Raw genomic sequence first — 22,812 nt, 5'->3', positions numbered from 1 at the left:
CGTTTTATTCACCGTAACTCGAGCGGAGCACGAATGCCCCCACCGACTGGATCATGTTTTTCCTGTCTGTTCTGGCTGACCCTGTCAGTACCTTTACTTGGAGCCGTTTCTGGCTGTGCGGGGGAAGAAGAGCCCGCTCCGGAGCCGCCGCGCATTGCACTGGTGGAGCGCCTGCAAGCGGCGGAGCCCTTGCCGGAAGCCCTGCGTTTTCCCGGTGTGGTGGAGAGCGTTACCACGACTCAGATCGCGTTTCAGGTGCCTGGCCGAATTGAACAGATACTGGTTGACGAGGGCGCCCGGGTAACCCGGGGTCAGCCGTTGGCGAAGCTGGATGCTACGGATTACGAGCTGCAATTGCGCGAGGCCGAAGCGCAACACCGGCAACTACAGGCGGACCTGACGCGCAAGCGCAGCCTGCTCGCCGAAGGTATTTTGTCCCCTGCGGCGATCGAGCCGCTGGAGGCCGAACTGATCTCGGCCCAGGTTGCACGTGACAGCGCGCTGCGAAATATCGCCCACAGCACACTCAACGCGCCCTTTGACGGTGTGGTCGCCGAACGCATGGCGGAGCCGGATATGGTCGTGAGTAATGGCACGCCGATCCTGCAGATTCAGGATAATCAGTATGTGGAGGTGGGTGTCGATCTGCCCGAGCGGGCGGCGCTCAGCCTTCCCCTGGGGCCTGATCTGCAGGCGCAGGGCCAGCTGGTGATCGCTGACGTGAGTCTGCCCCTGAAATACAAGGAACACAGCACCCAGCCACGCGAGGGGGCCCGTACCTACCGGCTGACCCTGCGCGGGGCGCCCCCCGAAGATTTCAACTTGCTGCCTGGCATGGCCATGCGCGTGGCCATAGAGTTACCGGCGCCCATTGCCGATGTCACTTCCAGCGGCTTCCGCATACCCTTGTCCGCCTTGCAGACGACGCCTGAAAACGAGCATTTCGTGTGGCTGGCGGTCGACGGCCAGACGGTGCGCAAAGATCTGACCTTGCAGCGTATCGATGGCAGTCATGCGCTGGTGGCCGGTGACTTCGAAGCGGGTAGCCAGATAATAGTCGCCGGGGGCAGCAAGCTGTTCGAAGGTCAGACGATCAAAGCGCAGCAGCGGGATTGAACTGATGGATTTTGCCCGTTACGCCATTTTCAAACCTGTGAATACCTGGTTGCTGCTACTGATTTTGCTGGTCGGTGGGACCATCGCTTTCTTCGAAATCGGTCGCCTGGAAGATCCTGAATTCACCATCAAGCAGGCCATCGTCAATGTGCAGTATCCCGGCGCCACGGCGCTGGAAGTCGAGCAGGAAGTCACCGAACCGCTGGAAAGCGCGATCCAGCAGATGACCCAGATAAAGGAAATTCGCTCGCGCTCGATGGCGAACCAGGCAGAGATTCGCGTCGATATTGAGGACCGCTTTACCGGTGATGCCCTGCAGCAGGTCTGGAACGAGTTGCGCAACAAGATCAACGATGCCCAGGGCGACCTGCCACCGGACGCCCAGCCGCCAGTGGTAAATGATGATTTCGGTGATGTGTATGGAATCTTCTATGCGCTGACCGGCGAAGGCATGACGCTGAAGGAGCTTCACGAGCTGGCCAAGGAGCTGCGGCGAAAGTTGGTTAGCGCAGAGGGTGTCGGCAAGGTCGAGATATCAGGCGTTCAGGAGGAACGGATACTGGTCGAGGTCGATCAGGCGCGTCTGGCTGCCCTGCGGCTGTCGCCGGAGGAGATCATGGCGGCCCTGAGCGATGCCGATGCGGTGGTCGACGCGGGTGGCGTGCACAGCGGCGAGCTGTTTGTGCGTATTCGCCCGACCGGCGCCTTCGATTCCGTCGAGACATTGCGCGCGATACCGGTCGGGCAGGGCACGCAGAGCCTGCCCCTGGGATCGGTCGCCGAGGTTCGCCGCGATTACCAGGATCGCCCCACACAGATCATTCGTCACAATGGGCAGCCTGCGCTGACGCTGGGCGTCAGCGGGGTTTCGGGGAGCAATATCGTCGAGGTAGGCGAATCCGTCGAAAGCGCACTAGCGGATGTGAGGCATTTGATGCCGCTGGGCGCCGAGCTTCATCCACTCTACGAGCAGCACCAGATAGTCAATGAGTCGGTCAATAGCTTCGCGCTGAACGTGTTCATGTCCGTTGCCATCGTCGTGGCGGTGTTGTGTATCGCGATGGGACTGCGCGCCGGGGCGATCATCGGCATTGTGTTGTTTTTGACAGTGCTGGGTACGCTGCTGCTGATGTGGCTGGCGGGTATCGAGCTGGAGCGGATCTCCCTGGGCGCGCTGATCATCGCCATGGGTATGCTGGTCGACAACGCCGTGGTGGTCTGTGACGGAATGCTGATCCAGCAGCGCCGTGGCTTGAGCATTCTCGAAGCGGCGCAGAAAACGCTGCGGCAAACTCAGTGGTCGCTGCTCGGGGCCACCATTATCGGAATTCTGGCCTTTGCCGGCATCGGTCTGTCGCAGGACGTGACCGGTGAGTTTCTGTTCTCGCTGTTCTTTGTCATCGCCGTGTCGTTGCTGTTGAGCTGGCTGCTGGCATTGCTGGCGGTACCGCTGTTTGGTCATTATCTGCTTGAGAGCAAGGCGGCCCGGGCGGGCAAGGACGAGCAGCAGGGCGAACAGAACACTGACGAACCCTATTCGGGCCCGGTCTATGAGCGCTTTCGCAAGATTGTTGGCCGCGTGCTGTTGCACCCCTGGATCACCGTAAGCGTGCTGGTAGTGCTCACGGTGGCCAGTGTGCTGGGCTTCAGCCGGGTGGAGCAGAGTTTCTTTCCGGCATCCAGTACACCGTTATTCTACGTCAATATCTTCCTGCCGCAGGGCACGCATATTCAGGATACCAGCCGCCACGCTGAGGATGTTTCCGGTTATCTTGCGCAGCGTGACGGGGTTACGGACGTGTCGACCTATGTCGGCGCTGGCGCCTCGCGCTTCATGCTGACCTACATGCCAGAGCAGCCCAATCCGTCATTCATGCATTTTCTGGTGCGCACCGAAGATGCGGAGCTGATCGATGGCCTGGTTCGGGAGATAAACCAGGAATTGCCGACCCGCTATCCGGATGCTGACGTGCATGCGGCGCGCTTTCTGTTTGGCCCCAATGCCGAGGCCAAGCTCGAGGCGCGCATCAGCGGCCCGGACATCAGCGTGTTGCGAGCATTGTCTGCCGAGGGGCAACGGCGCCTGCAGCAAGAGGGACATGTATTCAATATTCGGGATGACTGGCGCGCGCCAGTGGTGGTGTTGCAGCCGCAACTGGCGCTGGATCGCCTGGCCGATGCGGGGCTCACTCAGCAGGCCGTTGCGCGGTCCCTGGCCGCTGCCAGTGAAGGTGCTCAGGTCGGTGTTTTCCGCGAAAGGGATGAGCTGATTCCGATCCTGCTGCGTGCTACCGAAGAGGACCAGGTCAGTGCTGACGACCTGTTGCAGCGCTTGATCTGGAGTCCGGCGATCAACACCTACGTGCCGCTGGCGCAGGTTGCCGACGGCGTCACGGTGAACAGTCTGGATACCGTGATCCGCCGCTTCGACAGAGAGCGCACCATCGCCATACGTGCCGAGCCCCGCGATGGGGAAAACACCAACGCAGCCCATAGCCGCATCCGACCGCTCATCGAGTCCATGGAGCTGCCGCTGAATTATTCCATGGAGTGGGGCGGCGATTATGAACAGTCCTCCGATTCCCAGGAGGCCCTGGCCAGTACACTGGCCTTGCCCTACCTGGCAATGATGCTGGTAACGGTGGTGTTGTTCGCCAGGGTGCGTCAGCCGCTGATGATCTGGCTGGTGGTGCCGATGGCGATCTGTGGCGTGACCTTCGGCTTGCTGATTACTGGCCGACCCTTCGATTTCATGGCCTTGCTCGGGCTGCTCAGCTTGACCGGTATGCTGATCAAGAATGCTGTGGTGCTGGTCGATGAGATCGACCGCCAGGTGCGGCAAGAGATACCACGCCTCACGGCGATTATCGAGGCATCGGCTTCGCGTCTGCGCCCGGTCACCATGGCGGCGGGTACCACCGTCGCGGGCATGGTGCCGCTGCTGTTCGATCCCTTCTTCACCAACATGGCAGTGACCATCATGGGTGGGCTCGCCTTTGCGACCCTGCTTATCCTGTTGGCCGTGCCGTGTCTGTACTTGCTGTTCATGCGAGTCAGGCAGGAGGAGGTGCAATGACCGGCGCTCCGTTCAAGTGCTCCCTTGCCCTGTTCGCGGTAATGCTCGGCGGCTGTTCCAGCGTGCCGGAGCACCCCGCGCCGCAGGTGCCTGACAGCTGGTTCGGTACGTCCCAGGCGCAGCCGGCCGATGCCCAGACACTGGCGCTGTGGTGGCAGGCATTCGATGATCCGATGTTGACGGACCTGGTGCACCGGGCGATGCAGCAGAGCCATGACGTGCGCCTCGCCATGTTGCGCGTCAACGGCGCGCGCAGCCAATTGAGGTTGTCCCGGGCGGAGCTGTTCCCCAGTATTGATCTGCCTGGATCGGCCAGCCGTCAATGGGTTGGTAACGAACAGGAGTCGGACAGCCCGCTGGCGGAGTACGGCCTGGACGACACCATTCGCTTCGATATGTGGGAGCTGGCGGTGGAGGCCAGTTGGGAGGTTGATCTGTTCGGTGCCACCCGCGCCCGCACCGAGGGCGCGCGGCAGATGGTGCGTTCGGCGCAGGCCGAGGCCATCGCAGCGCGCATTGCCGTCGCATCGAACGCTGCGCAGGGTTATGTCCAGATCCGCGCACTGCAAGCGCAGCAAGGGCTGCTGCGTGAAGGTATAGAAGTGGCACAGGAACTTGAACGCATCGCTGGACTGCTGTTCGAGGCAGGGGAGGTCAACCGCCTGGACGTGGAAAGCGCCGCCGCCGAACGTGCCGCCTTGCAGGCCGACCTGGGTGAGCTGGACATCAACCTGGCCGAAGCATTGCTGGCGCTGGATACGTTGCTGGCTGAGCCGCCCGGTTCCACCGGGCGTGAGCTGGATACCGTAGCCGTCACGGCCGTTCCGCTGGCCGGCGATGCCATTGCGCCGGGCCAGCCGGTGGACCTGTTACGCCGCCGGCCTGACATCGTGGCTGCCGCGGCGCAACTGGATAGCGCTGCGCTGCAGTCGCTGGCCGCCCGCCGTGATCTGTTTCCCACCCTGACGTTGCAGGCCGCGATGGGCCGTTCCGGTCTGGCGCTGAATAATGATTTTTCATCGGCGTCGAATTTTGCCCGCCTCGGCGCAATGTTCGGCCTGCCGCTGTTGGATTTTGGTCGCCGTGGCGCGGCTATTGACCTGGCGGACATCGAGGGCGAGACAGCCTATGTCGGCTTTGAACAGGCACTGACGCAAGCCCTGGAAGATGTAGAACGTAGTCTGGCGGCGATTGAGGGCCAAGAGCGCCGGCACGCCGCGCTGGAACGTGCCCGTGATCATTCTGAGCGTGCCTATCAGCTGGCACGCACCAGCTATCGCCTTGGTGAGGCCAATCTCTTTGAGGTGCTGGAGGCCCAGCGGGGCGCGCTGCAAGCCAGGCAACAGTATCTGCACGGGCGTACCGCACTGGCGACCGCGCAGGTTGCATTGTTTGTCGCGCTGGGTGGCGGCTGGGAGTCTGGAGAGGAGGACATAGCTCAGCACTGAGCATCAACCAAAAAAAACCGCGCCTGGAAGGGCGCGGCTTTTACTGCACGAGCTGTTTCTATCAGGCAGTTTCTGCCTCGGCATGGGCCTTGGCTGCCTGGACCGCAGCCGGAGCCGGGGTGCGGATCAGGTGGTCGAATGCACCCAGTGCGGCGGTGGAGCCTGCACCCATGGCGATGATGATCTGCTTGAAGGGGACAGTAGTGACGTCCCCTGCAGCAAACACACCCGGCATGGAGGTAGCGCCGCGGGCATCGATCTCGATCTCGCCGTGCTTGCTCAGCTTCAGGTCGCTGCCCTTGAGCCATTCAGTGTTCGGTACCAGACCGATCTGTACGAAGATGCCGGCTACATCGACCTGCTTGCTTTCGCCAGTGGCACGATCGGTATAGTTCAGGCCGACCACTTTCTTGTCGTCGCCACGTACTTGCGTGGTCTGGGCGTTCATGATGATGTCGACGTTGTTCATCGAGCGTGCCTTGCGCTGCAATACCTCGTCTGCACGCAGAGTGTCGCCGAATTCCAGCACGGTGACGTGCTCGACGATGCCCGCCAGATCGATGGCTGCCTCGATGCCAGAGTTACCGCCACCAATGACCGCGACGCGCTTGCCTTTGAACAGCGGGCCGTCACAGTGCGGGCAGTACGCTACGCCCTTGCCACGGTATTCCTGCTCGCCAGGTACGTTCATTTCTCTCCAGCGTGCACCCGTTGCCAGGATGACTGAACGGCTGGACAGTGTCGCGCCGCTTTCCAGGGTCAGCTCTACCAGCTCGCCACTGCTCAGTTTGGCAGCTTTCTGCTCGGTCATTACATCGACCTCATAGTCCTTGACGTGCTGCTCAAGGCTGGCAACCAGCTTGGGACCTTCGGTGTAGGGAACCGAAATAAAGTTCTCGATCCCGACGGTGTCCATCACCTGACCGCCGAAACGTTCTGCCACCAGACCGGTGCGGATGCCTTTACGTGCTGCATAAATGGCTGCAGCAGCACCAGCCGGGCCACCGCCGACGATCAATACGTCGTAGGGCGCTTTTTCATTCAGCTCGGCGGCCTTGCGATGCGCAGCGCCGCTATCAACCTTGTTGACGATTTCCGCGAGGGTCATGCGGCCCTGGCCAAAGTGTTGACCGTTCAGGTAGACCGAAGGAACAGCCATGACCTGACGTTCCTCGACTTCGTCCTGGAACAACGCGCCGTCGATCATCACGTGGGTGATGTTCGGGTTCAGCGTCGCCATCAGGTTCAGTGCCTGTACCACGTCAGGGCAGTTCTGGCATGACAGCGAGATGTAGGTCTCGAAGTGGAACTCGCCTTCAAGGTTGCGTACCTGCTCAAGCAGAGCAGGATCGGCCTTGGAGGGATGGCCGCCGGCCTGCAGCAGCGCGAGAACCAGCGAGGTGAATTCGTGGCCCATCGGGATGCCTGCGAAGCGTACGCGAGGCTCTTGTCCAGCCGGGGCAATGGCCATGCTCGGGGAACGCTTGTCGCTGACTTCAGCCATGCTGATCTTGCTGGAGAGCGCGGCGATTTCAGTCGCGAGCTCCTTCAATTCTTTAGCCTTGGGGCTGTCATTGACGGACACGCTGACTTCTATCGGGTTAACGATATTCTGCAGATACGTGTCCAATTGCTGCTTCAGATTCGCGTCCAACATATGCGTGTCCTTTGTCAAATTGGGGAATTCGGGGCGTAAAAAACCCGGCCCGCCAACCGGATGCGTGGTGCATCGCGGCGGGCCGGGTGCTTGGCAGTACTTAGATCTTACCTACCAGGTCCAGCGAAGGAGCCAGAGTAGCGCCGCCTTCTTCCCACTTGGCAGGGCAGACTTCGCCCGGGTGGGCAGCAACGTACTGGGCAGCCTTGACCTTGCGCAGCAGGTCAGCAGCGTTACGGCCGATGCCTTCTGCAGTGACTTCAACGGCCTGAATGATGCCTTCAGGATCGACGATGAAGGTACCGCGGTCAGCCAGACCCATGTCTTCGCGCATGTTGTCGAAGTTACGGGTGATGGTGCCGGTCGGGTCACCGATCATGGTGTACTGGATCTTGCCGATGGTTTCGGAGCTGTCGTGCCATGCCTTGTGAGTGAAGTGGGTGTCTGTCGAAACAGAGTAGATCTCAACGCCCATCTTCTGGAACTCGTCGTAATAGTCGGCAACGTCGCCCAGCTCGGTCGGGCAAACGAAGGTGAAGTCAGCGGGATAGAAGAAGAATACAGCCCACTTGCCCTTCAGGTTCTCTTCGGTTACTTCGATGAATTCGCCCTGCTTGAATGCCTGGGCCTTGAACGGTTTGATTTGCGTATTGATAACGGACATCGTGTAACTCCTTGATGAGTCGGGTTGGTTAGAAGACATGGCTAATCTTAGGGGCTAGTCCCGGTTGCTTGAAATTGATTTCGCCTAACCAGCGGATAGCTTTTGCCTATGTGAAACGCCATGTTGATAAACCGGCTAATGATGGCCGCTTTGCCGCCAGGAAATCAATCCCTTCCGGTAAAGCGCCCGCTGAGCCTGGTCGAAGCATAGGGCATATGGGTGTCAGATGCGTGACGCAGCCGGAGGTTCCTGCTCCGCCAGTTGCCACGCGATAATCCGGACAAGGAGGGTGTGTGCCCGGGCTCATTTGGTTAAAGTGATGACTCCCGTTTGCGCTAAAGGACAACAGATGCTTTCCCACCTTGATGCCCAAGGGCAGGCCAATATGGTTGACGTCACTGCCAAGAGTATTACCGCCCGGGAGGCGGTAGCCGAAAGTCTGGTTCGCATGCGTGCCGAAACGTTGCAGTTGATTCAGTCGGGGGGACACCCGAAGGGCGATGTCTTCGCCGTAGCGCGGATTGCCGGCATTCAGGCGGCAAAGCGTACCCACGAGCTTATCCCCTTGTGTCACCCCTTGTTATTGACGGGCATCAAGGTCGAGCTCATTGCCGAGGAGCCGGATGCAGTGCGTATCCGCGCCCGTTGCAAACTGGCCGGGCAAACCGGTGTGGAAATGGAAGCGCTGACCGCCGCCAGCATTGCGGCCCTGACTCTGTATGACATGTGCAAGGCGGTTGACCGTGGAATGGTCATCGAATCCACCCGCTTGCTGGAAAAGCTTGGTGGCAAGAGCGGGCACTATCAGGTTGGAGATTAATAGTGATCACCGTACAGTTTTTTGCGCGTTATCGAGAAACGCTGGGCACTGATCAGGAGCAGCTACCCTGGGACGACGGGTTGGATAGCCTTGAAGCACTGCGTACCCGATTGGTGGCGCGCGGGGAGGGCTGGAGTGTGCTGGCCGAGCGGCGGCTTATGTGCGCGCGTAATCAGGACATGTGCGACCTGCAGGAGCCGCTCCGTGATGGCGACGAGGTGGCGTTTTTTCCTCCCGTGACCGGAGGTTGATGTGACGATTCAGGTCCAGACCGGGACGTTCGACCCGGGCCAGATGCTCAACGCGCTTCACGGTCGGCACGCAGGCGTAGGTGCAAGTGTCGCTTTCGTTGGCTACGTGAGGGATTTCAATGACGGCGAGGAGGTGGCGGGTATGCTGCTCGAGCATTATCCCGGCATGACCGAAAAAGCGCTGCAGAAAATAGCCGACGAGGCCTCCCGTCGCTGGCCCCTGATTCGTCTGGATATTTTGCACCGCGTTGGCCGCCTTGAGCCCGGCGAGCCAATCGTGTTCGTCGGGGTTACCTCGGCGCACCGTGACGCGGCTTTCGAGGCAAGCCACTATGTCATCGACTACCTCAAGACCCGGGCCCCGTTCTGGAAGAAAGAGGACACCGGTGCAGGCCCGCGCTGGGTCGAAGCCCGCGACAGTGACAACGCGGCTCTGGACAAGTGGAGCGCAGCACAGTGAGGCTGTGGAACAAGCCCGAAGCCGGGGCATCCAAGAGTTATCCGATCACACTTAACGAGCCGGGCAGTCCGGGAGTGGCTGACTGCTTGAGCGGGGAATCAATCTATGGCTGATACACAGATGCAGGACGGGTTGGGCCGGCATATTGAATACCTACGGATGTCGGTCACTGATCGCTGCGATTTCCGCTGTGTGTACTGCATGGCCGAAGACATGACCTTCCTGCCCCGCCAGCAGATACTGACCCTCGAAGAACAGCTTCGACTGGCGCGTCTGTTTGTAAGTCAGGGCGTACGCAAGATTCGTCTTACTGGCGGTGAGCCGCTGGTGCGCAAGGGTGTGCTCTGGTTGTGTGAAGAGATCGCAGCGCTACCAGGGCTCAAAGAGCTGGTGATGACCACCAATGGCTCGCAGTTGGTCAGCATGGCCGAGCCGCTAGCCAGAGCCGGCGTCAAGCGGCTGAATATCAGCCTCGATAGCCTGGATGAAGAGAAGTTTCACGCCATCACCCGTACCGGCCATTTGCACCGGGTGCTGGACGGCATCGAGGCGGCGCGCGCAGCCGGTTTCGAGCGTCTGAAGCTGAACACGGTGGTGATGAAGGGCCGCAACGCCGACGAGGTTCCGGCTCTGGTGGAATACGCATTGGATCGCGGTATGGATATCACCTTCATCGAGGAGATGCCGCTGGGCGATGTGGGGCGGTCACGTGGCGAAGCCTTTTGCGCCAGTGATGAAGTTCGGGGAATGATCGAACAGCGTCACCGTTTGATTGACAGTGCGGAAACCAGCGGCGGACCGGCGCGTTATGCGCGAGTCGAAGGTTTCCCTGACAGTCGCATAGGTTTCATATCGCCGCATTCGAACAACTTCTGCGCCACCTGCAACCGCGTGCGCATGACCGCTGAAGGCCGGTTATTGCTATGTCTCGGGCATGAGGACTCGATTGATCTGCGGGCACTGGTGCGTCGTTACCCCGAAGCGGACGAACCGGTACTGCGAGCTGTCAGCAATGCCCTCAAACACAAGCCTGAGAAGCATGAGTTTGATGTGAATGAAGTCCAGTTGGTGCGTTTCATGAACGCGACGGGGGGCTAGAAATCCGGCGAGTACGGCAGTAGCGCAGGCACTGCATGTGACTTGATAGCGCGTTAACAGTGGGCCGGTCCCTCGGCCCGTTGTTGTATTACGCCATCCTCTTTGCTTACCAGTTCTTGTACTCGGTCTCGTAGCCTGGGCCACAGAATTCACAGCTTGGATCGACAAACATGCTGCGGCGCTCGGTCTCGCCGGCCAGGTGCCAGCGCAGCCAGGCCACAATCAGCGGCAAGCCGTCCCGCGCTGCACTGGTGTGGCTGGAATCGTCGATTACGGTGAACCACACAGGAACCCGGGTGGCCTGGTAATCTCTTTCACAGTTTGGCGTAGCAAGCGTGTCATCCTCACCACAGATATACGCCGCAGGCTTGCGCAGGTTGCTTGAACCACGGCCGTCGAACGAGCCACCCGCAACGTGAATGGTGGTTGTCAGACGTGGATCGTCACCGATGGCGAACGTGCCCACCGAACCGCGCGAGTGGCCACCGGCAGCAATCCGGCCAGTATCGAGCATTTCATAATAATCACTGCGTGAGCTTTCGTTCTGTTCGATCAACCAGTCCATCGCATCGGTCATCTCGTCGCCCGAACTGCTGGAGACCTCGGAATACACAACAAAACCGTGGGATGCGATACGGCGCAGGTGGTCCTCATAGCTGCTTGGCGTGGAGCCGGCTCCGGGTCCCCAGATGAAGATCGGATGCTGCACGCCGTTCTCGCCAAGCGTAGCCGGACGCGCTACCCAGCCCTGACGTGAAGGACCGGTATTCTTGTCGATGGTGACGCGATACGGGCCGTCAGTCTCTACGCTGGACACAGGCGGTAGCGGGGTGCCGGTCGATGGTGGTGGGTCAGTCGGATCCGTTGGATCAGTTGGTGGGTTGGTCGGCGGGTTGAAAGCAGCGGCATGCAAAGGCAACAAACCAATGCACAGGCCCATCATCAGGGCTCTCTTCATTGTGATTCGTACGGACATTGATGTCCTCCTTATTAGATAAAAGCAATCGGGATGGCCTCGCCTCCAAGGCTGCAGCGGTAGCCTGAACTGTGTCACCTGGCATCCGCGGGGTTCTCGGCGGCTCGAAGAACCAATATCACCAATGTTTCTGGCAGTAGCCTGAGAAGGTGACTTTGCAACTATAGGTGTATCAGAGTGGGATATTGGTGGATTTTGTATATTTGTGGAACGAGTCAATATATTGCTCGTTACTGAGGCAGATTGCGTCACAATAGGGCGTTTGCGAGTGAACTTGCGCGATCGCCAATGTCGCACGGCGCACGCCTGTACCGAGGTGCCGCGATCAAGTGATATGGCCCCCGGAAATAGGCGATCCAGCCGCCGCCGCAGCAGCTCAGTCCAGTAGCGAAACAGCCTTTATCAGTGCGTAGATCAGGGTTCCTGGCGTCAGCCCGAGCTCCTGACAGGACCAGCCGCTTATCTCGGACAGCAGCAGTTGCCCGTCAGGGAGACGACCTTCGACAACAACCCGGCCGTCACAGGGAGGGCGGATGGTCTGAATGCGCATAGGCAGGTGGTTGAGAATGCTAATGCGTGTTGGTGGGTCCAGCGCCAGGCTGACATCGCGGGCGCGAATGCGCAGTCTGGCAAGGGGCGCTGGGCCCCCGGTGGCAGGCAATCGCAGCGTTAGCGATCCGCTCTGGAAACACGCCAAACCGGTACTGTCGGTTGAACGGAGTTCACCATGCAGGACGGTAGCCGGGCCCTCGTCATTAAACAGGGGTGAGTCAGGCCGGGCGAGCGCCTGTTCGAGGGTTTCGACGGCGTCGATCTTTCCGTCCCGCATGAACGCCACATGATCGGCCAGGCGCTCGATCTCACCGGCCGCATGGCTTACATACACAACCGGTACATCGAAGTTGCCCGCCAATTGCTCGATATAAGGCAGGATGTCACGTTTGCTGGGCGCGTCGAGTGCGGATAAGGGCTCGTCCAGCAGCAGTAGTTGCGGACTGCTCAGCAAGGCCCGTCCAAGCGCAATGCGCTGGCGCTCGCCGCCGGACAACTGGTCTATGTTGCGCTGCAGTAGCGGCTCCAGCCCCAGTTGCGCAATGGCTTTATCCGGTTCCAGCCGGCGCAGGTGTTGTGGCGTGCGCTGATAGCCGTAAAGCAGATTATCGCGTACGCCGAGATGCGGCAGTAATGACGCTTCCTGAAATACCAAGCCGATGCGCCGGCGCTCCAGCGGAACGAACTTCCGACCGCTTTGCCAGACGTCATCTCCAAAGCGAACCTGTGCATCGGCACTGCGCTCAATCCCGGCGATAATCCGCAGCAGGCTGGTCTTGCCGCAGCCTGAGCGACCGAATACAGCCGTTACCCCCTGGGTCGGCAGAGCCGTGTCTATGTCCAGGGCGAAACCTGGATGCTGCAATCGGGCACTCACCTTCAACGTCATGGTTGCACCACCGGGGAGCGCCGGCCATTCGCCAGATACACCACAAAAAGCACGGCAAAAGCGGCGCCAATCAGCAACAGGGATAGTCGGTGCGCGGCGGCGTAATTCATGGCTTCGGCGTGGGCGAAAATCGTCGTCGACAGCACGTGAGTTTCCCCCGGAATACTGCCGCCAATCATGAGGATGACGCCGAACTCACCCAGGGTGTGGGCAAATGTCAGTGTCGCGGCGATCACAAAACCGCTTCGAGCGAGCGGTAGCGTTATGCTGAAAAAGCGATCCATTGGACCTGCCCCCAGTGAGGCTGCCACCTCCAGAGGGCGCCGACCGGCCTGACGAAATGCCTGCTGCAATGGTTGAACAGTGAACGGCAGAGAATAGATAACCGAGCCGATCAGTATGCCGCTAAAGGTAAATGCCAGATGGTCGAAACCCAGTTGTTGCAGCGTGCCGCCAACCCATCCCTGCGGCCCAAGCGTCAATAGCAGGTAGAAGCCCAGCACCGTGGGAGGCAGCACCAGCGGTAAAGCCACCAGGGCCTGAACCACAGAACGTAGGCGGCTGTTCCCCGCCGCCAGCCATAACGCGATCGGCGTGCCAATACCCAGCAGGATCAGCGTAGTAAACAGGCAAAGCCGCAGGGTCACGCCTATGGCGGTCCAGTCTTCAGGGCTGAGTGTCAGCATGGTAGCCAGCGTGAGGAATATTCATCGACTCATGATAGCCGCTCGGCTTAGGGCGCGGGTAGATCAAGACTTTCAGGCGGAGCGGCAAAGCCGTATTTCTGCAGGATCAGCTGCGCTTCAGGGGCGAGGATGAACTGTGCCAGCCGATGCGCACTGCGGTTGTCGCGCGCGCGACGCGTCACCACCATCGCTTGTAGCAATAGGGAATGCAGGCTGTCGTCGATCAGCCGGTAATGCCCTTGACGCTGCATGTCCGGATGCAAGGCGAGGGAGAGGGCGATGATCGCTGCGTCCGCAGCGCCGGATTCTGCCATTTGCGCGGTACCGGAAATGTTCTCACCGTAAACCAGGGTCGGTTCCACCGTGGCCCACACTCCGCTTGCCAGCAGGGCTTCCTGGGCTCTCGCCCCATACGGGGCATGCGAGGGTCGTGCAATCGCCAAACGTTTGGGGCGTGTAACTGCCAGCTCCCCAAGGCCTGCTTCGGCCAGTTGGCGATCGCGGCTCCACAACACGATCCGGCCAATGGCATAGGGTTGCGGCGGCTCTGCAGTGAAGCCGTCCTGGTGCAATGCCACGGCATACTCGGCATCGGCTGACATGTACAGATCAAAAGGGGCGCCCTGGCGGATCTGGGTGGCGAAGCGACCCGAGGAGCCGTAAATCACCCGCACGTTTTCCTGCGGATGCTGCGCGTCCCATTCGTGGATGATCTCTTCCAGAGCGAAACGCAGGTCCGAAGCGGCTGCGAGGGTAAGGGGGCCTCCGGCGGTCACGACAAGTGGGCAGCTCAGGCTCCAGATCAGCGCAATGCAGGCAAGCAAGCGTGAGAGCCTCATTCAGCCTGCCCGAGCACAAGAAGGGCTGACAATAATTCTGCAAGGTAAACCAGCTTCAAACGCATCAGATTCCTTTTCCGGTAGCCCTTCTGGCAAGGCAGTGTACTGAAATAATGCCAGAGCCTGGGGGCCGGGACGAACCGGGCCCTGCGCGATGCCCCGGACCATTCCCCGGAACGCGCGATTGAACCTCAAATTCGATACCGGTTTGCGGTATCCTGACGCTTTGCCCGTTGACGGACCTGCCATGACCTACCTCGCGATCAAGACGTTGCATCTGCTCGCTGCCGCCACATTCATCGGTAGCCTGTTCTTCCAGATATTCGTTCTATGGCCCGCCAGTAGACAACTTCCTGCGCAAAGCCTCAGTGAACTGGACCAGTCTGTGCGTCGGCGGTTCATGCTGGTGATCCATCTGGTAGCACTGGTGCTGTACGGGGCAGGGTTCGGGCTGTTGACTAATTACTGGAAGCATTTGCAAACACCGTTCTCCAGCAATTTCTCGATGCTGCTCAGTCTGAAGCTGATTCTCGCCACCTCGATCATTGTGCATTACCTGGCGTTGGCAGCGACCCGCCGCCGTGCGCCGGTCGGCCCGGTGGGCATGCGCTGGATCAATATCAGCCTGCTGTTGCACGCCGCGCTGATAGTCGTATGTGCCAAGGCGATGTTCATGCTCTGACCAGCGGTACGGGGAAAGTTGGGCTGTGTTGATATGCGTCAACATGACGCCCCGAGCCAGCGTTTAACCTGCGCGACATCAGTATTCGTAGCCGGAGAACGCCATGTTCAACCCCATTCGCTGGGACGCGGAGCTCATTCGCCGTTATGACAAGGCAGGCCCGCGCTATACCTCATACCCCACAGCGCTGCAATTTCACCAAGACATGTCACCACTGGTGCTGGAGTATGCTCTGGCTGCGAGCAAGGCAGCCGGCCGGGACCTTTCTCTGTACCTGCACGTGCCGTTCTGTGCGAACAGCTGTTACTACTGCGCCTGCAACAAGGTCATCACCAAGGATCGCAGTCGTTCCCAGCCCTACTTGCGGGCGCTCTATCGTGAAATTGAATTGGTCAGCCAGTCTATCGGCCGGCATCAGATGGTCGAGCAGCTACATCTCGGCGGGGGAACGCCAACCTTTTTCAGCCATGCTGAAATGCGCGGACTGATGGCCAAGCTCCGCGCGCACTTTTCCCTGCATGAAGACGATATCGGCGACTACAGCATCGAAATCGATCCGCGTGAAGCGGACTGGTCGACTATCGGCATGCTGCGTGAGTTGGGTTTCAACCGGCTCAGCCTGGGCGTTCAGGATCTCGACCCGCAGGTACAGCGTGCCGTCAACAGGCTGCAAAGTATTGAGCAAACCCAGGCTGTGATGGATGCGGGGCGAACCCTGGCCTACCGGTCGATCAATATTGACTTGATCTACGGCTTGCCAAAACAGACCCCGGACAGCTTCGCCAGAACCCTCGAGACCATTATCGAACTCAGGCCGGATCGGTTGTCGGTTTTCAGTTACGCCCATCTGCCTGATCGTTTTGCTCCCCAGCGGCACATCAATGAAGCAGACCTGCCGTCAGCCGAAGCCCGGCTGGCGATGCTCGAGGGCTGCGTGCATCAGCTCACCAGCGCCGGCTATCGGTACATTGGCATGGATCACTTCGCCCTGCCGGATGACAGTCTCACCAACGCGCAGGAAACCGGGCTGCTGCAGCGAAACTTCCAGGGATATACCACCCACGGCCGTTGTGATCTGATTGGCATGGGCGCGTCGGCAATCAGCCAGATCGGTGACCTGTATAGCCAGAACGACAACGACGTCCGGGGCTATCAGGACAGCCTTGAAAACGGCCAGCTTGCTACGCATCGTGGGCTGGTCTGCAATGCAGATGACCGGCTGCGCCGCGCCGTGATTTCCCAGCTTATCTGCCATTTTGAACTCGAATTCGCCGATATCGAGCAGCGTTTCGAGATCGTGTTTCGTGAGTACTTCGCCGATTGCTGGCCGGTGCTTGAGCAGATGCACCGGGATCGACTGCTGAGTCTGGAGGAGGGCAGTCTGACCGTGATGCCTGCAGGAAGACTGCTGGTACGCTCGATCTGCATGGTCTTTGACGCTTATCAGGCGTCGGGTGAGACGACCAGATATTCGCGGGTTATTTAAGCCTCAGACACAACGATCGTTCCTGACGGCAAAGGTAAGTTATTACCGATGGCGCCAGCTCGGTTTCCGCTTTTCGACGAACGCCTGCATGCCTTCCTTCTGGTCTTCACTGGCGAAGCTGGCATGGATCAACCGGCGTTCGAACTGAATGCCTTCGGCCAGTGTGGTCTCGAAGGCCCGATTCACCGCCTCCTTGTTGAGCATGGCCGCCATCCCGGAACTGGCGCTGATTGCAGACGCGGCGCTTAACGCTTCCTCAAGTAGCTTGTCGGTCGGCACGATGCGGCTGACCAGTCCACTGCGCTCGGCTTCCTGGGCGTCCATGGTGCGCCCGGTCAGGCACATGTCCATGGCCTTTGCCTTGCCCACTGCCCGGGCCAGTCGCTGCGTCCCGCCGGCGCCCGGCAGTGTGCCGACCTTGACCTCAGGTTGTCCGAAACGGGCATTGTCGGCAGCGATAATGAAATCGCACATCATCGCCAGTTCACATCCTCCACCCAGTGCCAGCCCTGCAACGGCAGCGATGACCGGTTTGCGGCAATGGGCAGCCTGTTCCCAATTGGCGGTTACGAAGTTGCTCAGGTAGGCATCGGAAAACGACATGCTGCGGATTTCCGATATGTCCGCACCCGCGGCGAAGGCTTTTTCACTCCCGGTGATGACCATTGCGCGGATGTCCGCATTCTGCTCGAAGGCACGTAAAGCGTCTCCCAGCTCATCCATCAAGGCGTTATTCAGCGCGTTGTATACGGCGGGGCGATGCAGCCGAATCAGGCCGATCGCATCGTGGGTTTCCACCAGAATGTTGCTGTAACTCATCTGTTTTCCTTCTTGTTTGAGTGAACAGGCACGCCCTAACCGAGCGGTGACGGGCTTGACAGCTCAGAGTTTAGGCGCGAAAAAATATAAAGACAACATGTTGACATATAGCGCGACCAGTCTTAATGTTTTGAACAACAGGCAGCACGTATTGAGTGCCAGGACCTGCACATAAAAGAACCGCCACTCTCTCGGGAGATAGTGATGAAAATAACAACAGATGGCTTTACTGAACGTCGTGCCGGAATGATCCGTAGTGGTGCGTGGAATGACATGATCATTACTGACTATCTTGACGAAATCGTCGCCCAGACACCTGGCGCAGTGGCCGTGGTCGGCTATCGAGTCGCCAGCGATGAGCGCAGGGAGCTCACCTACGGTCAGCTTGATAGCATTGTCACCCGCATGGCCGCAGGCCTGGCGGCGCTCGGTGTAGGGAAGGGTGAAGTGGTGTCCTGTCAGTTGCCTAACTGGTGGGAAATGATTGCTTTGAACCTGGCCTGTGTGCGCATCGGTGCGGTGCTCAATCCTCTAATGCCGATTTTCCGCGAACGCGAGCTGCGCTTCATGCTGGCCCACGCCGAAACGCGCGTACTGGTCGTGCCGCAATCTTTCCGTAACTTTAACTATGCGGAAATGGCCGCCAATATTCGTGCCGACCTGCCAAACCTCAAACAGGTTCTGGTGATTGACGGCCAGGGTGAAGACAGTTTCGAGAAGGTGCTGCTGGAGCGCGCCTGGGAAGAGGAGGCCGACACCGCGGCGCTCTTCGCCGAGCGCAAGCCGTCGGCAGACGATGTCATCCAGCTTCTGTTTACCTCCGGCACTACCGGTGAGCCCAAGGGCGTTCTGCATACCTCCAATACCCTGTTCAGCAATGTGCGGCCCTATGCCGAGCGCCTGCATCTGAATGCTGATGATGTGGTCATGATGTCCTCGCCAATGGCGCACCAGACAGGCTTTCTGTATGGCGTGCTGATGCCTGTCTATTTGAAAGCGCGCGTGGTGCTGCAGGATATCTGGGATGCGAAAGCTTTTGGCCGCATCGCATCGGCCGAGAAGCCCACCTTTACCATGGCCTCCACGCCGTTCCTGGCCGACCTGATCGACACCGCTCCGACGGCTACCGGCAATCTCGATTCCCTGCGCATCTTCGTTTCCGCCGGAGCGCCCATTCCCGGCGCACTGGTCGAGCGTGCCGCTGGCGTGCTGCCTGCCAGGATCATTTCCGCCTGGGGCATGACCGAGAACGGTGCCGTGACTATGACCCGTCCGGAGGATGACGCCTCGCGTTGGAGCACTACCGATGGCGTGGCGTTGCCTTTCACGGAGGTCAAGATTGAAAACGACCAGCACGAGCAGATGGGCGCAGGGCAGGAAGGCAATCTCCTGGTCCGCGGCGCAAGCCTGTTTGTGGGTTACCTCAAGCGGCCAGAGCTGTACAGCGTGGACGACGAGGGTTGGTTCGCCACCGGGGATCTGGCGACCATCGATGCGGATGGATACATCCGTATCACCGGCCGCACCAAGGACGTGATCATCCGCGGTGGCGAGAACATTCCGGTGGTCGAGATCGAGAACCTGCTTTACAAGCACCCCGGCATTTCCGCGGTCGCCCTGGTGGGCTGTCCGGATTCGCGCCTTGGCGAGCGGATGTGCGCCTACGTGACCCTGCATAACGGATATACCGACCTCACGCTCGACGAAGTGGCTGCCTTCCTTTCCAAGCAGGGCGTATCACGCAATTACCTGCCGGAGTATCTGGAGGTGCTGCAGGAATTGCCCCGCACGCCATCGGGAAAAATCCAGAAATTCAAGCTGCGCGAGCTGGCGCAGAACGTTCAAATCGCACCGGCCAAACGGGCCTGAGCGCTCAATCCAAGCTGCAGAGAGGTTTGCTATGAAAGGTCTTAATGGGAAAACGGTCATCATCACCGGCGGCGGTGGCGGAATCGGTCGCGCAGTCTGTGCTCGCTTTGGCGAGGAAGGGTGCAATGTCGCAGTGCTTGATCGCGACCAGGCAGCGGCCCAGGCCACTGTAGATCTGATTATTGAGAACGGTGGCAAGGCCAAGGCCTACGCAGCGGATATCACCGATTACGCAGCGATCGAAACCACCGTCGCGGCAATCGAAGCGGACTTCGGCGTGCCGACAGTGCTGGTCAATAACGCTGGTTTTGATCGCTTCATGCCGTTCCTCAAGACCGAGCCGCAGATGTGGGAGCAGCTCATCGCCATCAACCTGACCGGTGCGCTGAATATGCACCACGTGGTGCTGCCGAAAATGCTCGAGGCGGGCGGCGGCAAGGTCGTCAATATTGCGTCCGACGCAGCGCGCGTCGGCTCCTCCGGTGAAGCAGTTTACGCCGCATGCAAGGCGGGTCTGGTGGGTCTGAGCAAGACCCTGGCGCGCGAGCTGGCCACCAAGAACGTCACCGTGAACGTGGTGTGCCCCGGCCCGACGGACACCGCGTTACTCAAGGGCGTCGCGGACACTGCGAACAACCCCGAGAAGCTGCTCGAAGCATTCAAGAACGCTGTGCCGATGCGTCGCCTCGGTCAGCCAGAAGACTTCCCCGGCATCATTGCTTTGCTGTCCAGCGACGATGCGAATTTCATTACAGGCCAGGTGATCAGTGTGTCCGGCGGCCTGACCATGGCCGGCTAACAGGAGAAAAACAACATGAACTACGAAGATATCCTCTACGAAGAAAAAGACGGCGTCGCGACCATCACGCTCAACCGCCCGGAGCGCTACAACGCTTTCCGCGGCCAGACCTGCATGGAGCTGCTGGATGCTTTCAATCGCGCTGGCTGGGACAAGAGCATCGGTGTCATCGTGCTCACCGGTGCCGGTGACAAGGCTTTCTGTACCGGTGGTGATCAGGGCGCGCACGACGGTCAGTACGACGGTCGTGGCATCATCGGTTTACCGGTGGAAGAGCTGCAGACACTGATCCGCCAGGTGCCCAAGCCGGTCATCGCCCGCGTTAACGGCTTCGCGATCGGCGGCGGCCATGTGCTGCACGTGGTATGCGATCTGACCATCGCCTCGGATAACGCCATCTTCGGTCAGGCGGGTCCCAAGGTCGGTTCGGTGGATCCGGGCTTCGGTACCGCCTATCTGTCCCGCGTGATTGGCGAAAAACGCGCCCGGGAGATCTGGTACCTGTGCCGCAAGTACACCGCGCAGCAGGCAATGGAATGGGGCCTGGTCAACGCGGTTGTGCCCCAGTCCGAGCTCGATGCCGAAGTGCAGAAGTGGTGCGACGAGATTCTCGAGAAGAGCCCAACAGCACTGTCCATCGCCAAGCGCTCGTTCAATGCCGATAGCGAGAACATCGCCGGTATAGGTGCCCTGGGTATGCAGGCGCTGAGTCTGTACTACGACACTGACGAGTCGAAGGAAGGCGGCAAAGCGTTCCTCGAAAAGCGCAAGCCTGACTTCCGCAAATTCTATAAATAACAGCGTGATGCCGGTGGTTCGCCGCCGGCAAACATTAGAGTCTGTTGACCTTTCTCCGCGTTTCGCTGTGAAAGGTCAACAGAGTCTGGCAGCCGGGTTTGGAGATACGATATGAACTTTGCATTCAGTGACGAACAGAACGCCATCCGCGAAAGTGTTGCGCGCTTCAGCGCCGACGTGCTCGCCCCAGGGTATCGCCGGCGGGACAAGGAAGGCCGGATCGAGCGCGAAACCATCCAGCAGATGGGCGAGATGGGTTTTCTGGGTGGTGAGTTGTCATCGGAATTCGGCGGCAGCGATCTGGACTGCATGACCAGCGGTGTCATCATCGAAGAGATTTCCAAGGGTGATTTCAACGTCGGCTACATCCCGCTGCTAGCGTCACTTAATGGCCAGATCATCGCCAGCCACGCTGCGCCGGAGCTGGCGCGTGAGTGGTTGGCTGAGATTACCGCAGGCCGCAAGGTGGTCTGCATTGCGCTGACCGAACCGCATGGCGGATCTGACGCTGCCAACCTTCGGCTCAAGGCCGAACGGCGCGGTGATGCCTTTGTACTCAACGGTGAAAAGACCTCCATTTCCATGGCTGATCAGGCTGACGTAGCGGTTGTCTTTGCCCGTACCGGCACCGTCGAGCAGCGCGCCAATGGTATCAGCGCCTTCCTGGTGCCGATGAATCTGCCGGGTATTACCACGACGCGGTTCGAGGACGCCGGGCAGCGCGCTATTGGCCGCGGTTCGATCTTCTTTGATAATGTCGAAGTGCCGGCGGCGAATATGCTCGGCGATGAAGGCAAAGGCTTCAAGCAGGTGATGCAGGGCTTCGATTACAGCCGCGCCCTGATCGGCCTGCAGTGTCTGGCCCTGGCCCAGGTATCGCTGGACGAAACCTGGCAATGGCTGACCCAGCGTCAGGCCTTTGGTCAGCCATTGGCAGGTTTCCAGGGATTGACTCATCCGCTGGCCGAATACCAGACGTTCGTGCATGCTGCCCGATTGCAGTGTTTTAATGCGTTGTGGCTGAAAGACAGCGGGCTGCCGCACAGCACCGAAGCGGCAATGAACAAGTGGTGGGGGCCAAAGTTATCCTTTGACGTGATCAATCAGTGCCTGCTGGCGCACGGTCATACCGGTTACGGTGAAGACCTGCCCTTCGGTCAGCGACTGCGCGACGTACAGGGCTTGCAGATCGGCGATGGCACGGCACAGATCATGAAGAACATCATCGCCCGCGAAACATTGAAAAAATGAAGCTCCGCTATTGCGGTATGCGGAGCTGGCCGAATTGACCGGATACCGGAGCAACGGAACCTATGCAACACGATGAACGAGACGGAATAGCGAATAGGCTGTTTTTCCGCCTGTTCCAGACGGGGAACACGCTGCAGCGTCAGGTTCAGAATGAAATGGGCATCAGTACCGTGCAATGGGCGGTGCTCGGAGCGCTCTCACGGCAGGGATACGAAGAAGGTATTTCATTCAACAAGTTGACAGAATATCTCGTCGTCAGCCGGCAGAGCCTGGACGGGGTGCTCAAGCGCATGGAGCGCGACAAGCACGTATTGCGCATACCGCATCCGGATGATGGGCGGGCCCGGCTGGTAGTAATGACCGAGCACGGGCGTCTGTACTGGGAACAGCTACAGGAACGAATCTACGAGTTTTATGCGCAGGGCCTGAAAAGCCTGCCTTTCGACGATTCCGTGAGTCTTTTGCATTACCTGAATCGGGTTCAGACAGACCTGTCGGAAGTCTCCCTTGAAAGCGCCCGGCCAGAGGTCGAACAGCTGATAAAGGAATAGTGACTGTGCGGCTGTGATTGCACTA

The 22,812-nt window shown here is 59.6% G+C and carries 21 protein-coding genes; 14 read left to right on the top strand and 7 right to left on the bottom strand.

The window, feature by feature from the left end; translation table 11 throughout:
- Positions 1–33 precede the first annotated feature (33 nt).
- The 3 genes from G3M63_RS17735 to G3M63_RS17725 are packed head-to-tail and all read left to right on the top strand — an operon-like array spanning position 34 to position 5,640.
- Complete coding sequence (locus G3M63_RS17735) at positions 34–1,116, top strand: efflux RND transporter periplasmic adaptor subunit (RefSeq protein WP_150299219.1); 1,083 nt, start codon at positions 34–36, stop codon at positions 1,114–1,116.
- Between the two features lie 4 nt (positions 1,117–1,120).
- Positions 1,121–4,192: an efflux RND transporter permease subunit gene (locus G3M63_RS17730; RefSeq protein WP_150299218.1), complete on the top strand. Its 3,072-nt coding sequence runs from the start codon at positions 1,121–1,123 to the stop codon at positions 4,190–4,192.
- Entirely contained in the window at positions 4,189–5,640 is a 1,452-nt protein-coding gene (locus G3M63_RS17725; protein ID WP_150299217.1) for an efflux transporter outer membrane subunit, read from the top strand. Before G3M63_RS17730 ends, G3M63_RS17725 begins: the two co-directional genes overlap by 4 nt.
- 61 nt (positions 5,641–5,701) lie before the next feature.
- Here the strand turns inward: G3M63_RS17725 and ahpF are convergent, their stop codons facing one another.
- The gene (ahpF, locus tag G3M63_RS17720; protein ID WP_150299216.1) at positions 5,702–7,297 is read right to left on the bottom strand and encodes an alkyl hydroperoxide reductase subunit F; all 1,596 of its coding nucleotides are present in this window, start codon (positions 7,295–7,297) and stop codon (positions 5,702–5,704) included.
- 100 nt (positions 7,298–7,397) lie between these two features.
- A complete protein-coding gene (gene ahpC, locus G3M63_RS17715; protein ID WP_150299215.1) occupies positions 7,398–7,961 on the bottom strand; it encodes an alkyl hydroperoxide reductase subunit C in 564 nt (187 codons plus the stop codon).
- Positions 7,962–8,310: 349 nt separating this feature from the next.
- Here ahpC and moaC point away from each other — a divergent pair, with 349 nt between their 5' ends.
- The 4 genes from moaC (at position 8,311) to moaA (ending at position 10,590) form a co-directional block, all read left to right on the top strand.
- Positions 8,311–8,781, top strand: a complete 471-nt coding sequence (gene moaC, locus G3M63_RS17710; RefSeq protein ID WP_150299214.1) for a cyclic pyranopterin monophosphate synthase MoaC — start codon at positions 8,311–8,313, stop codon at positions 8,779–8,781.
- A gap of 2 nt (positions 8,782–8,783) precedes the next feature.
- The gene (moaD, locus tag G3M63_RS17705) at positions 8,784–9,032 is read left to right on the top strand and encodes a molybdopterin converting factor subunit 1 (protein WP_150299213.1); all 249 of its coding nucleotides are present in this window, start codon (positions 8,784–8,786) and stop codon (positions 9,030–9,032) included.
- A 1-nt stretch (position 9,033) separates the two neighbouring features.
- Positions 9,034–9,492: a molybdopterin synthase catalytic subunit MoaE gene (gene moaE / locus G3M63_RS17700; protein ID WP_150299212.1), complete on the top strand. Its 459-nt coding sequence runs from the start codon at positions 9,034–9,036 to the stop codon at positions 9,490–9,492.
- 105 nt (positions 9,493–9,597) lie between these two features.
- Entirely contained in the window at positions 9,598–10,590 is a 993-nt protein-coding gene (gene moaA, locus G3M63_RS17695) for a GTP 3',8-cyclase MoaA (RefSeq protein ID WP_223824932.1), read from the top strand.
- 106 nt (positions 10,591–10,696) lie between these two features.
- Here the strand turns inward: moaA and G3M63_RS17690 are convergent, their stop codons facing one another.
- The 4 genes from G3M63_RS17690 to modA all read right to left on the bottom strand — a co-directional run bounded on the left by G3M63_RS17690 (position 10,697) and on the right by modA (position 14,532).
- The gene (locus G3M63_RS17690) at positions 10,697–11,566 is read right to left on the bottom strand and encodes a hypothetical protein (protein ID WP_150299211.1); all 870 of its coding nucleotides are present in this window, start codon (positions 11,564–11,566) and stop codon (positions 10,697–10,699) included.
- A 376-nt stretch (positions 11,567–11,942) separates the two neighbouring features.
- Entirely contained in the window at positions 11,943–13,007 is a 1,065-nt protein-coding gene (modC, locus tag G3M63_RS17685) for a molybdenum ABC transporter ATP-binding protein (RefSeq protein ID WP_150299210.1), read from the bottom strand.
- Positions 13,004–13,690: a molybdate ABC transporter permease subunit gene (gene modB, locus G3M63_RS17680; RefSeq protein ID WP_218573704.1), complete on the bottom strand. Its 687-nt coding sequence runs from the start codon at positions 13,688–13,690 to the stop codon at positions 13,004–13,006. Before modB ends, modC begins: the two co-directional genes overlap by 4 nt.
- Before the next feature lie 50 nt (positions 13,691–13,740).
- Positions 13,741–14,532, bottom strand: coding sequence for a molybdate ABC transporter substrate-binding protein (modA, locus tag G3M63_RS17675; RefSeq protein ID WP_150299208.1), 792 nt, complete (start codon positions 14,530–14,532; stop codon positions 13,741–13,743).
- A gap of 184 nt (positions 14,533–14,716) precedes the next feature.
- Here modA and G3M63_RS17670 point away from each other — a divergent pair, with 184 nt between their 5' ends.
- Both G3M63_RS17670 and hemN read left to right on the top strand, forming a co-directional pair.
- Entirely contained in the window at positions 14,717–15,214 is a 498-nt protein-coding gene (locus tag G3M63_RS17670) for a hypothetical protein (protein WP_256669868.1), read from the top strand.
- Between the two features lie 103 nt (positions 15,215–15,317).
- A complete protein-coding gene (gene hemN / locus G3M63_RS17665) occupies positions 15,318–16,700 on the top strand; it encodes an oxygen-independent coproporphyrinogen III oxidase (RefSeq protein WP_150299207.1) in 1,383 nt (460 codons plus the stop codon).
- A gap of 42 nt (positions 16,701–16,742) precedes the next feature.
- Here hemN and G3M63_RS17660 read toward each other — a convergent pair whose 3' ends face one another.
- Complete coding sequence (locus G3M63_RS17660; protein ID WP_150299206.1) at positions 16,743–17,519, bottom strand: enoyl-CoA hydratase; 777 nt, start codon at positions 17,517–17,519, stop codon at positions 16,743–16,745.
- Between the two features lie 204 nt (positions 17,520–17,723).
- Between G3M63_RS17660 and G3M63_RS17655 the strand changes: the two genes are divergently transcribed.
- From G3M63_RS17655 to G3M63_RS17635, 5 genes are all read left to right on the top strand, one after another.
- The gene (locus G3M63_RS17655; RefSeq protein WP_150299205.1) at positions 17,724–19,388 is read left to right on the top strand and encodes an AMP-binding protein; all 1,665 of its coding nucleotides are present in this window, start codon (positions 17,724–17,726) and stop codon (positions 19,386–19,388) included.
- Positions 19,389–19,419: 31 nt separating this feature from the next.
- Positions 19,420–20,187, top strand: a complete 768-nt coding sequence (locus G3M63_RS17650) for an SDR family NAD(P)-dependent oxidoreductase (protein WP_150299204.1) — start codon at positions 19,420–19,422, stop codon at positions 20,185–20,187.
- A 15-nt stretch (positions 20,188–20,202) separates the two neighbouring features.
- Positions 20,203–20,985, top strand: coding sequence for an enoyl-CoA hydratase-related protein (locus G3M63_RS17645; RefSeq protein ID WP_150299203.1), 783 nt, complete (start codon positions 20,203–20,205; stop codon positions 20,983–20,985).
- A 111-nt stretch (positions 20,986–21,096) separates the two neighbouring features.
- Complete coding sequence (aliB, locus tag G3M63_RS17640) at positions 21,097–22,236, top strand: cyclohexanecarboxyl-CoA dehydrogenase (protein WP_150299202.1); 1,140 nt, start codon at positions 21,097–21,099, stop codon at positions 22,234–22,236.
- 62 nt (positions 22,237–22,298) lie between these two features.
- On the top strand, positions 22,299–22,787 hold the full coding sequence (locus G3M63_RS17635; protein WP_150299201.1) for a MarR family winged helix-turn-helix transcriptional regulator: 489 nt from the start codon (positions 22,299–22,301) through the stop codon (positions 22,785–22,787).
- Positions 22,788–22,812 lie beyond the last annotated feature (25 nt).

The organism is Pseudomonas sp. OIL-1, assembly GCF_010669185.1.
Lineage (GTDB): Bacteria > Pseudomonadota > Gammaproteobacteria > Pseudomonadales > Pseudomonadaceae > Halopseudomonas > Halopseudomonas profundi.
This window is presented reverse-complemented; position numbering and strand designations above follow the sequence as displayed.

Coding starts and splice junctions, on each gene's coding strand:
- G3M63_RS17660 (WP_150299206.1), bottom strand. CDS start 17,519: ATGAGTTACAGCAACATTCTGGTGGAAACCCACGATGCGATCGGCCTG.
- G3M63_RS17635 (WP_150299201.1), top strand. CDS start 22,299: ATGCAACACGATGAACGAGACGGAATAGCGAATAGGCTGTTTTTCCGC.
- G3M63_RS17690 (WP_150299211.1), bottom strand. CDS start 11,566: ATGTCCGTACGAATCACAATGAAGAGAGCCCTGATGATGGGCCTGTGC.
- modC (WP_150299210.1), bottom strand. CDS start 13,007: ATGACGTTGAAGGTGAGTGCCCGATTGCAGCATCCAGGTTTCGCCCTG.
- ahpF (WP_150299216.1), bottom strand. CDS start 7,297: ATGTTGGACGCGAATCTGAAGCAGCAATTGGACACGTATCTGCAGAAT.
- moaA (WP_223824932.1), top strand. CDS start 9,598: ATGGCTGATACACAGATGCAGGACGGGTTGGGCCGGCATATTGAATAC.
- ahpC (WP_150299215.1), bottom strand. CDS start 7,961: ATGTCCGTTATCAATACGCAAATCAAACCGTTCAAGGCCCAGGCATTC.
- aliB (WP_150299202.1), top strand. CDS start 21,097: ATGAACTTTGCATTCAGTGACGAACAGAACGCCATCCGCGAAAGTGTT.
- moaC (WP_150299214.1), top strand. CDS start 8,311: ATGCTTTCCCACCTTGATGCCCAAGGGCAGGCCAATATGGTTGACGTC.
- G3M63_RS17735 (WP_150299219.1), top strand. CDS start 34: ATGCCCCCACCGACTGGATCATGTTTTTCCTGTCTGTTCTGGCTGACC.
- G3M63_RS17655 (WP_150299205.1), top strand. CDS start 17,724: ATGAAAATAACAACAGATGGCTTTACTGAACGTCGTGCCGGAATGATC.
- G3M63_RS17725 (WP_150299217.1), top strand. CDS start 4,189: ATGACCGGCGCTCCGTTCAAGTGCTCCCTTGCCCTGTTCGCGGTAATG.
- modA (WP_150299208.1), bottom strand. CDS start 14,532: ATGAGGCTCTCACGCTTGCTTGCCTGCATTGCGCTGATCTGGAGCCTG.
- G3M63_RS17650 (WP_150299204.1), top strand. CDS start 19,420: ATGAAAGGTCTTAATGGGAAAACGGTCATCATCACCGGCGGCGGTGGC.
- hemN (WP_150299207.1), top strand. CDS start 15,318: ATGTTCAACCCCATTCGCTGGGACGCGGAGCTCATTCGCCGTTATGAC.
- G3M63_RS17645 (WP_150299203.1), top strand. CDS start 20,203: ATGAACTACGAAGATATCCTCTACGAAGAAAAAGACGGCGTCGCGACC.
- G3M63_RS17730 (WP_150299218.1), top strand. CDS start 1,121: ATGGATTTTGCCCGTTACGCCATTTTCAAACCTGTGAATACCTGGTTG.